Annotated in this window: 6 protein-coding genes; all 6 read left to right on the forward strand. The window is 47.3% G+C overall.

The window, feature by feature from the left end; all coding sequences use genetic code 11:
* On the forward strand, positions 1-827 hold an 827-nt coding region (locus VIM87_RS25160), incomplete at its 5' end, for an efflux RND transporter permease subunit (RefSeq protein WP_331999660.1).
* Positions 828-1,096: 269 nt separating this feature from the next.
* Positions 1,097-1,780: a hypothetical protein gene (locus tag VIM87_RS25165; RefSeq protein WP_089906659.1), complete on the forward strand. Its 684-nt coding sequence runs from the start codon at positions 1,097-1,099 to the stop codon at positions 1,778-1,780.
* Positions 1,781-2,384: 604 nt separating this feature from the next.
* On the forward strand, positions 2,385-5,615 hold the full coding sequence (locus VIM87_RS25170; protein WP_331999661.1) for a SusC/RagA family TonB-linked outer membrane protein: 3,231 nt from the start codon (positions 2,385-2,387) through the stop codon (positions 5,613-5,615).
* Positions 5,616-5,637: 22 nt separating this feature from the next.
* Positions 5,638-7,098 (forward strand): SusD/RagB family nutrient-binding outer membrane lipoprotein, encoded by a 1,461-nt coding sequence (locus VIM87_RS25175; RefSeq protein WP_331999662.1) that lies wholly within the window; start codon positions 5,638-5,640, stop codon positions 7,096-7,098.
* A gap of 339 nt (positions 7,099-7,437) precedes the next feature.
* Complete coding sequence (locus VIM87_RS25180; RefSeq protein ID WP_331999663.1) at positions 7,438-10,587, forward strand: SusC/RagA family TonB-linked outer membrane protein; 3,150 nt, start codon at positions 7,438-7,440, stop codon at positions 10,585-10,587.
* Positions 10,588-10,616: 29 nt separating this feature from the next.
* Positions 10,617-11,903, forward strand: a 1,287-nt coding sequence (locus VIM87_RS25185; protein WP_331999664.1) for a SusD/RagB family nutrient-binding outer membrane lipoprotein, incomplete at its 3' end; no start/stop codon positions are given.

The raw sequence follows: 11,903 nt of genomic DNA on the forward strand, positions 1-11,903 counted from the left end.
CTCCTTACCTGCGCATGAAAGGCGGTAATGGCAACAACAGCAATTTTACCAAGCTGTTAGCCTCTTTCATGGACAGCACCCGGCAGGTAGCCCGCCTGAGCGTAAGCATGGCGGATGTAGGCTCCCGCAGGCTGCCTATACTGCTGGATTCCCTGAAACCGAAAGTGAACCAGATCTTTGACACTGCACAGTACAAAGTATCCTTTACCGGTACCAGCGTAATATTCCTGGAAGGCAGCCGCTTTATCATTAACGGCTTAATGGAAAGCGTGGTGCTGGCTTTTATACTTATTATCGGGTGTATGCTGTACCTGTTCCGCAGCTGGCGTATGCTGCTCATCTCCCTGATCCCGAATATTATTCCGCTGGCCGTAACGGCCGGTGTAATGGGCTGGGCGGGCATTGCGCTAAAACCATCTACCGTACTGGTATTTAGTATAGCGCTGGGTATAGCCATTGATGTTACCATCCGTTTCCTGGTGAACTTTAAGCAGGAGCTGCCGCACCATGGTACAGATATATCGGCCACGGTAAGGCAAACCATTAATGAAACAGGGTTGAGCATTATTTACACATCACTTATCCTGTTTGCAGGGTTTATGATCTTTAGCTTCAGTGAGTTTGGCGGCACCAAATCCCTGGGCTGGCTTACTTCCCTGACGTTGATAATGGCTATGATCACCAATCTTACCATTTTACCCGCCCTGTTATTGTGGATGGAAAAAGCGCTGATAAAACAGGCACAGCGGAAAGGAACCGCTGATCCGCTGGAAGAAGAAAAAGACGTTGAAATTTCCAAGCTGGGATTAAATGATGCAAAAAAATAATTAGCAGGTAGCTAAACAAGGACGGCTTGCTAAATCAAACACGTCCCGGGCTTGAGGGTCCGGGACGTGTGCATTTTAGCACTTGTTGCAACGAATAATGCCTTTTCAGGATAAGCTATTTGCCTAAAATAATCTAGTATGCCACATTCATCCCACCCATTTAACCACTTGTATAAAAGGAGGCAACATACTTATTAAAAAGTAGGAGGTTTAGAGTGCCATTCTAACCTTCTTGTTCAATGAAAAACAGGTACTTAAAGGGCGCTCACTTGTCCGAGCGAAAATTTAAGGAGATCCTAAAGCTTTTCTCTGAAGATCTCACCGCTACCCAAATTGCCAACATCAGTGGGGTAAGCCGGGTAACTGTAAACAGTTACCTAAAGAAAATCCGTCAGCAAATAGCCAGGTATTGCGAGCAGCAACAGCCCGCAGAGCACGTGGTGAAACCGGTCATCAGTCCGCCGGAGCGTCGGGACCATTATGATTACCGTAATGGAAGCGATACTGCCGTAGCTGCCAAACCGGAAGTAAGCCGTGCTATCAAGCCTATTGTGTTCGGTATTTACCGTCATGCAGACCGTTTGCATACGGAGATCTTACCGGATGTAAGCCGTGCTATGATCCATGCTATTGTAAGGGGCCGTTCTGTGCTGGAAACCTTCGGGACCGCAGAACGGTTGCGCCATTTCAACAACGTGGTGGATCTGGGCCATTACAGGCTATACCGGCTGGAGCATACAACCATTGGGGACAGCAGCAACGGAATTGCTGCAGAGGATATTGATGCTTTCTGGGGACTAACCAAGCATCGCTTAGCTAAATTCAAAGGTTTGAACCGTAATACGGTGTACCTGCATTTGAAAGAATGCGAGTTCCGGTATAATCACCGGAACGAGGAGCTGTATGAGGTTTTATTGAACCTGTTGAAAACGCATACGCTGAATCTATCCTGATAAGGTAAGCTTTTTAAAACGGAGTGTTATGGAAGAGCCGTTGGCCAGTCGTTTGTGCCTGCACTGGAATCGTGTGCCCGCGCATTAGCAATTGACCCGGAGGACCCGTACACCCTGTTAAAACATATGAAGATTTTTTAAATCTGGATTATCTAGATTTAGATTTTGGTTGATGAGCGCAGGCGGTATTCCTATCGCTTGCTTATTTTTCTTAGCTTGATAAGAATACAACCATATATTTATCTTGTGAGGTTTTTAACACATTGACCTTTATATCAATTGATTAGCAGATAGGATTTGGAATAATACGTTTATTTTTTAGCATTTGCCCGTTATAACATCTAAACCATTTTTTCAATCAACTTACCTTTGAGCTGTTAAAGAAATATTAAAACGGAAACAAGGAAACTTTGCTTATTGGAACGGGTAGTAAACCGTCGTTTTGCCATGCAAAACTGATACTGTTATTATTGTATATACCCTCGTCAAAGCAACCAAAAGATAATTGTTGAAGGAAGCCATTTTACACTAACGGGCGCCGTAAGGGCCCGGGGGACTAACATTTTTTTACTTGACAAAATCACCAACAAACTAAACAATGCTTATGAGGAAAAGTCTATTTCTTCTGCTGGCAGTGTTGTTCTTTGCCGGGCAGGCTTTCGCACAAAGCCGTACCGTAACAGGCAAAGTCACCTCAGCAGATGATGGTCAGCCGGTAATTGGCGCCGCCGTAATTGTAAAGGGCACCAGCACTGGTGTTGTAACTAACCCCGATGGTAACTACACCATCCAGGCGCCGGAAGGCGCTACACTCGTATTCCGGTCTGTAGGTATGAAAGACCAGGAGGTAGCGCTGAAAACATCCAACACAGTGAACGTAGTGTTGCAGGCGGATGTAACCCACCTTACAGAAACCGTGGTTACCGCCAACGCAATCCGCCGGGATAAGCGTTCATTAGGTTACGCTGCACCCACGGTAAATGCAGAGGAAATTTCACAGGCCCACAGCCCCAGCGCATTAAACTCCTTATCCGGTAAGGTAGCCGGTGTGAACATTACCAGCACCGCTTCCGCACCCGGCAGCTCTTCCAGGATCGTGCTCAGGGGTGGTTCTTCCATTTCCGGTAACAACCAGGCGCTGATCGTTATTGATGGGGTACCCATTGATAACTCCAGCATCACCGGTAATAACGATACACGCACCGGCGGTACGGATGCGCGCAGCTCTGTGGACTTTGGTAACCGTGGTAACGACATCAATCCGGACGATATTGCTTCTATCTCCGTGCTGAAAGGCCCGGCAGCAGCAGCATTGTACGGTTCACGCGCTTCCAACGGCGCTTTGATCATTACCACTAAAACCGGTAAAAAAGGACAAAAGAAGAATGAAGTTACCTTCAACTCCAATGTTACTTTTTCCAACATATTAAAGCTGCCTGATTTCCAGAACGACTACGGGCAGGGTGGTAATGGTAAAGGAGATTTCCGTGAGAATTTCAGCTGGGGTCCTAAATTCGATGGCACCAACAAGGAATGGGGCCAGATGATAGGCGGCAAGCGTTTAAGCAAACCCTATGTTGCACAAACGGATAACGTAAAGAATTTCTTTAAGCTGGGTAAAGCCGCTGACAATAATATCGCGCTTTCCGGCGGTGGCGACAAAACCACCTATTACTTATCACTGAACAGCCTTAACTCCGACGGAGTAATGCCGGGTGATAATGATACTTATAACCGTTACGGTGTACGTTTTAATGGAAGCGCAGAGCTGAGCAACAAGTTCTACACCAGCATTTCCATTAACTACAACAAGATCAAAAGTAATATGATACAGGGCGGCCAGGGCGCAGGCTCCGTATTTAACAACGTGCTGCAAACACCCCGTGATATTCCTTTGGATAAAATGGGTGACCTGAGCAATCCTTACTACAGCTTTGGCGGTTTGTTCAATCAACGCCAGCAGGAAACCTATGGTTATTATGGCGCCTATACGGTAAGCCCTTATTTTCTGTTGCAGCAGTACCGCAATGAAAATGATGTGGACCGTGTTACCGGTAACATAACACTGGGTTACAAACCCCTGCCCTGGCTGGATGTAGTGGAAAGAATAGGTGCAGACGTATACGCTGACCGCAGAAGGTTAAAATATCCCAAGTACAGCTTTGTACCGGCCGATGAATCCGGTTTTTATACAGAGCGGGATAACACACAGTCTGATGTAGGTAAGTATGAAGAAGATAACTACAACCTGAGCGAGATTGTACATGACCTGATGATCACCGCCAAAAAAGAGTTCAGCAAAGACTTTACGGCCTCTTTAATGGTAGGTAACAACATCCGCCAGCGTACATTAACTACCTCTGAGGTAAGCACTAACCGCTCTGCCGGTATGGTGGTACCGGGATGGTACAACCTGGATAATAGTAACGGCCCCGTATATACGTATAATGAGTATAGCAGCCGCCGTTTGGTGGGCCTGTACTCCCAGTTAAACCTGGCTTATAAGAATATGCTGTTCCTGGATGCAACGGCGCGTAACGACTGGTCATCCACCTTACCCAAAGCCAACAGATCCTTCTTTTACCCGAGCGTAAGCGGTTCATGGATATTCACCGAGCTGCTGAACGGTACTTCTATCGACAGGATATTAAACTACGGTAAGCTGCGTGCCAGCTGGGCACAGGTAGGTAATGATGCTAATCCTTATTTGCTGAACACTTATTTTGTGAAAACAGATATTGCCGGCGGTTTTGGTAATACCACTTTCCCTTTCAACGGCATTCCCGGCTTAACCCAGGATATCCGTATCGGCAACCCGAACCTGAAACCGGAGATCACCACTGCATCTGAAATAGGCACCGAGCTGAACTTCCTGGATAACCGCATCTCTGTAGACTTTTCTTACTATCAGAACAAATCCAAGAACCAGATCTTAAGCATTCCTATTTCCGAAGTTACCGGCTTCAGAAGCAAGGTAATTAACGCCGGTGTGGTAGAGAACAAGGGTATAGAATTAAGCCTGCGTGGTACACCTATCCGTACATCCAGCGGTTTAACCGTAGAGCTGTATGGTACGTATACCCGTAACCGTAATAAGGTGGTTGATCTGAACCTGGAAGGTGTTTCCCAGGTATCACTGGGCGGTTTTGGCGGCATGTCGGTAGTAGCCGCAGAAGGGTTGCCGTATGGCACCTTTTATACACAGGACCTGCAGCGCGACGACCAGGGCCGTGTGATCGTAAGCAGAACAAACGGTCAGCCGCTGTTAACGCCGGGCAGCGTGTACCTGGGCTCTTATAATCCAAAGTACCAGGCATCCTGGGGCACCAATATTAACTACAAAGGATTTTCACTGAATGTGCTGTTTGATACCAAGCAGGGTGGTTACTTCTTTTCCAGGACCAAAGACATTACCACGTTTGTAGGTACTGCTGCGGAAACTGCAGAAGGCGGCCGTGACCCGCGCGTATGGGAAAACAGTGTGTATGATGATGGAACCGGCAAGCTGGTGCCCAACACCTCTGTGAAATTCAACCCGCAAACCTATTACACCAGCATTCTGCCTGCAGGCCAGGATGTAATAAGCGCCTCTTATGTAAAACTGCGCCAGGCCAGCCTGAGCTACCGTATTAACAAGGGTACGCTGAACAAAACACCGTTCGGTGATATTACTGTTGGCATATTCGGTAACAACCTGCTCGTATGGACGCCGAAGGAAAACCGCTATGCAGATCCTGAGGTGAACTCTGCCGGATCCGGCAACCTGCAAGGGTTTGACTATACAGCCCAGCCTTCTCTGAGGAACTTTGGCTTTAATGTGCGTGCTAGTTTTTAACGTTGCTTAAATGATGATAATTATGAAAAAATTCAGTATAAAAATAGTAGCACTGGTGTTGGCACTGGGAGCTGTTAGTGTTACAGGATGTAAAAAGTTCCTGGACATAAATGATAATCCGAACGCGCCTTCAGATGCAAGCGTTGCGCTGCTGCTGCCTTCAGCGCAGGCGGCCATCGGGCACGTGGTAGGCAACCAGTTCCAGGTATATGGCGGTATATGGTCACAGTACTGGACACAATCGCCCAGCGCTTCCCAGTACAAAACCATTGATCAGTATTCTATCAATGCCTCTTCTTTTGACCGGCCCTGGCGTATCCTGTACACCAATGCCCTGCAGGATCTGCAGGTGATCATTAACAAGGCTAAAACAGCGCCGCAGTACCAGCAGTCTGCCGCTATCTCCTACATTTTAAAAGGCTATACCTTTCAGCTGCTGACCGATGCATTTGGCGATGTACCGGTAAAAGAGGCTAATAATGTAGATATTACCAACCCGCATTACGATCCGCAGCAGGTAGTTTATGACAGTGTGTTCTATTTCATAAATACCGGCCTGGCTATGATCGATGTGAACACAGCAGCAGTGCCGGGTAGTGAAGACCTGATCTTTGCAGGTGATATGGCAAAATGGAAACAGTTTGCCTATACCTTAAAGCTGCGTGCAGCCCTGCGTTTATCACAGGTATTGCCGGCAGCAGCTGCAGATACAGTGAGGGCCTTACAGGCAGCCGGCGCTACCTTCCTTACGGCAGATGCAGCTATTCAATACAGCACTACCGGTGGTAACCAGAACCCGCTGTTTGCGGAAATACTGGGCCTGGGCAGAACCCAGAACCTGGTAGCCAGCAGTTCTGCAGTAGACCCGATGAATGCCAACCAGGATCCCCGTGTAGATGTATTTTATGAAAAGGTTGAGGACCTGGATAAGGTAGTAGGTATTACGCAGGGTGCATTTGATACAATTGTAGAAACAATTCCTTTCTCTATTCCTACCGCTGCGGTAGGTGCAAAGGGTTTGGATGACCAGTCGGCGCTGGCGCCCGTGAAGCTGATCTCCGGCGAGGAAAGCTATTTCCTGCAATCTGAGGCAGCAGCCCGTGGCTGGTTAGCAGGCGCTAATGCACAGCAGCTTTTCGTAAGTGGTATTAATGCCAGCTTTGCGGCTTATAACCTGGGCCCTGAAGCTGCGGCCTACATTGCCAATGCACCGGCAGCCAAGTGGCCTGCCGCTGGTTTGGATGCCCAGATAAAAGCCATTATTACGCAAAAGTATTTTGCTATGTGTGGTAACCAGGGCTTTGAAGCCTGGACAGAATGGCGCCGTACCGGTTACCCCACTTTCCTGGTGGTATCACTGGCAACAGCATTAGGTCCTGATCAAATGCCTGCCCGCTTACTGTACCCGAATACAGAGGTTACGCAAAATGCTAACTTCCCCGGTTTGAAAGTAGTAACTGAAAAGGTGTGGTGGGATAAATAACGCATTCACCCTTAAATAAAAAAAGGAAGCCAGCCGGCTTCCTTTTTTTATTTATAAGCTGATCAAGATAAGAAAACCGTCACTTTATGGATTATTTTTTTAATTCATTTTCTGCCCTGACCGGCCTCGTATATTTATCCAGGTCGTTAAAGCTATGTTAATGATTTACATAGTTGCTACAGCAAATAATGTCTTGTCTGATAATTTAAGAATATTTATAATATTATAAATTGAACAAACTTTTCGTCGGCAGACTTTGACTTTTTAAAGGCTGAATTACATTTTTTTACGTAAATTATTCTTGTTAATCGCTTTAATCAACCAAAATCTAACTCATCTATGAAAAAAGAGCTACTCGTATGGCTTCTCACAGTCATTAGCGCTCTCCACGTTTCTGCCCAATCACGAACAGTCACAGGAAAAGTTACGGATGTAAAGGATGGTTCCCCTTTACCCGGTGTGACCGTACAAGTTAAAGGAACAAACAAGGGGGTTTATACCAGTGGGGAAGGGACTTACAAAATTTCTGTAGACCAGGGTGCTACCCTGGTGTTTTCATTTATCGGTTATTTAAGTAAGGAAGTAGCAGTTGGTAACGACGCTACCATCAGCACTGCATTATCAGCTGATAACAAGCAGCTGGGTGAAATTGTGGTAACGGCCGTAGGCATCCGCCGTACCGAAAAATCGATCGGTTATTCTGCCACCACCGTAAAGCCGGACATACTGGTGCAGAAATCAGAGCCTGATATGTTAAAGGGCCTGCAGGGTAAGGTAGCCGGGGTGGATATCAGAACCTCCCAGGGTACGCCCGGCGCAGCCACCAGGATCAGCATCCGTGGTAATACTTCTTTTTACGGCAATAATGAGCCGCTGATAGTAGTAGATGGTATTCCATACAACAACGACCAGGTAACTACTTCCAGCCAAACATCCGGCGGGGGCGCCTATTCCAGCGGTTTATCTTCCCTGGATCCGAACGACATTGCCAGCATGACGGTGCTGAAAGGCGCTGCAGCAGCAGCATTGTACGGTTCCCGTGCATCTAACGGCGCGTTGGTGATCACTACCAAATCCGGTAGCGCCAGCCGTTCCAAGAAGGGCCTGGAGCTCACCTACTCTACCGGTCTTGCATTTGAAACCGTATCCAACCTGCCCGTGTACCAGAATAAATACGGCGCCGGTACACTGTTCAACTACGCCAATGCCAACGGCTCCTGGGGCCCTGCCTTTGGAACGCTGGATTCCATTGATGTTTGGACGGATTATAAAAATGCTTTCCCGGACCTGTTCCCTTCCGGTAAAGTAGCTTACCGCGCATATCCCAACAACGTAAAAGACCTGTTTAAAACAGGTACTGTATATGAAAACTCTGTGAGCGTAAATGCCGGTGATGAAAAAACCGCCATGAGCGCCACCGCTTCTTACCTGAAGCAGGATGGTTATGTACCTAACTCCAGTTTTGACCGCGGCAACTTAAGCATAGGCGGCAGCACCCGGCTGGATATGGGGCTTACTGTAAGCGGCAACTTTGCTTATTCCCGCAGCACCCAGATAGGCGGTATGTTTGGTGAGAACCAGGTAGATGGAGCAGCATCGTCCTTTGCACGTAACCTGTTCCTGGCCCGTAACTGGGACCTGAACCTGCCTTATGAAGATGCCAATGGCCTGCCGGTATCAACCAGTAAAGCGCAGTATGATAACCCGCGATGGTCATGGGCACACAATACCATTACCACTACTACAGACCGTTATGTGGCTGGTTTAAAACTGGGGTATGACATACTGCCCTGGTGGAATGTGAGCTACCAGATCGGTACCAATACCAATAACTTCTTCCGCCGGGAAATTACCGATATAGGCTCCCGTGCAGCAGAAGGCAAGGGCCGTATTATTGAACAAAGCTACCAGTTCCAGGAAATAGAATCCAACTTCTTATCAACGTTTACGCCTAAACTGAAAAATGAGGACTTTGATCTGAAAGTTATCCTGGGTCATAACGTGAACCAGCGTACCATGCGGAGCGAAACCTCTACCGGTAACGAGATTGTTGCCCCGGGCATTTACACTATGGCCAATACCAAAAGTGTGCTGCCTTCCACAGATTACTTCCGCCGCCGCTTATGGGGTGTTTTCGGAGATGTGGAATTCGGTTATAAACAATTTGCGTTCTTAACCTTAACCGGCCGTAATGACTGGTCATCTACCCTGCCCAGTAATAACAGGAGCTACTTTTATCCCAGTGTGGCCGGTTCATTTGTATTTACCCAGGCATTTGGTATTGAAAGCCATGTGCTGAACTTTGGTAAGATCCGGAGCAGCTGGGCAAAGGTAGGCCGCGATGCGGACCCTTACCTTTTAAAGAACCTGTTTAGCATTAACGCACCATTCCAGGGCCAGTCCGGTTTAATACAAAACCCATCCGCCGCCAATCCTAACCTGAAACCGGAGTTTACGAAAGACTTTGAAATAGGTGCTACGTTAGACTTCCTGGATAGCAGGATCACCCTGGACGCCGCCTGGTATAGCCGTGTTTCCACCAACATGATCGCTCAGGTTACATTGCCTGCATCTTCAGGTTTTACACAGGTGATAGACAACTTTGGTAAGCTGACCAATAAAGGGATTGAATTAGACCTGAACATTATACCGGTTAAAACAAAAGACCTCACCTGGTCATTACACGGTGTATTTACCAAGAACAGGAGCATAGTAAGAGAATTGGTACCCGGCCTGGAACGTGTACCGCTGGATAACATCTTAACGGATATTTCTCCATACCTGGAGCCAGGCAAACCTTATGGTTACCTGCGCGGTTCCAAAGATTACCGGGATGACCAGGGCAACCTGCTGATAGATCCGTCTACCGGTTTGCTGATCCGTTCTACAGAACAAGGTATGATCGGTGATCCGAACCCTGATTTTAAAGCAGGTTTCAGCACCTCGCTTAATTATAAAGGCTTTTTCCTGAATGCGCTGTTTGACTGGACACAGCATGGCGATATGTACTCTGTAACCGTTAGCTCCCTGTTGGGCCGCGGTGTTACCAGGGATACAGAAGACCGTGAAACAGCCCGCATTATTCCGGGTTATTATGGAGATGCCAATACCGGCAAACCCCTGTTAAATGATAAAGGAGAGAAGATCAGGAATACAACTGCAGTAAGTATGAATGAAATGTACTTCGGTGAATCATTCGCTATTAACTCCGCTACAGAATGGAATGTGTATGATGCTACTTTGTACACACTGCGTGAAGTAACGCTGGGTTATGATTTTCCGAAAAGCTTCTTTAAGAAAACACCCATTGGGGGTGTTACCTTAACGCTCTCCGGCCGTAACCTCTGGTACCTGGCGCCTAACTTCCCCAAGTACACCCGGTTTAACCCTGAAGCTAACAGCTTTGGTAATACCAACGTACAGGGCATTGAATTATCCGCTGCGCCTACTACCCGCCGCTTTGGTGTGAATCTGAAGGTTACGTTCTAAAATTTATGAAACTGAAAAAACGGAAAAAAATGAAAAGAATAATCTATGGTTCTTTGGTAACGCTGGTGATGATGACCGGTTGTACTAAAAACTTCCTGGATATAAATAAAGATCCTTACCACCCGGAGAAAACCTCTTTGAACCGCTTATTACCTACTGCAGAACAGGGTTTAGGGTATGCGCTTGGGTTTACCAACGATAACCGTGGCGCCCGTGGTTTAACAGAAGTGCTGGCCGTATATATGCACCAGGTAACGGTACGTGAATCCCCTGACCAATACGGTGCAGATGGGAATGAATTTAATATTAACGGCGCCTGGAAAGGTATGTACAGCAGCTCTCCTGCACAGGTAGGGTCTGACATCTTGGGTTGTTTGCAAAATGTGGATGTGATCATTAACCAGGGAAAAGAAGAAGGTAATGCTATTTATTCAGGTATTGGCAGAGTGCTGAAAGCATATGCCATTAGCCAGCTTGTGGATGTGTTTGCAGATGTGCCCTATTCTGAAGCCAATAAAATGATCTCAGAAGGTATCCGCTTTCCTAAATATGATAAAGGCGCTGACATTTACCCGCAGCTGTTTTCTTTGCTGGATAGCGCCATTATTGATCTGAATAATGCGGATGCTGCCAATACAGCTGTACCTTCTGCAGATGATATTATTTATGGGGGCGATGCTGAGAAGTGGACAAGGGCGGCCAACAGTATTAAGCTGAAATTGTACAACCAGGTAAGGTTGGTACAGAACGTATCAACCCAGGTAAATGCGCTCATTGCCTCCGGTGACCTGATCAGCGAAACAGCCGAAAGCTTTTTGCTGCCTTACGGAAAAGGAACTACTCCAGATGACCGTAACCCCGGCTTTAATGATTATTATGCCGGCCAGAAAACGCATTACCAAAGCCCCTGGTTTTATGAAACATTAAAAGGGTATCACCAGAACGTACTAACCAATAACCCCGATCCCCGCCTGCCTTATTATATGTACAAGCAGCTGGCGCCCAGCGAAGCTTCGCAAAGCCCTTCTGAGTACAGGGATGGCGGTTTCCTGTCTATTGTGTTCGGTTCCGTGGGTCCTAACCGCGACTGGTCACAGGACCAGAGCATGACCGTGTTTGGCATTTACCCTGTAGGCGGCCGTTATGATGATGGCGCAGCTATAAAAGTAGATGGTAGCAGCGGCACTGGTGCAGCGCCCTATAAGTTCCTGACGTATGCAGATGTATTGTATATAGAAGCAGAGCTGATGCATGCCGGTGTTGCTACGGGTGATGCAAGAGCCACTTTCCAGGCAGCCATGGAAGAATCTTTTAAC

Source organism: Chitinophaga sp. (assembly GCF_036569125.1).
Lineage (GTDB): Bacteria > Bacteroidota > Bacteroidia > Chitinophagales > Chitinophagaceae > Chitinophaga.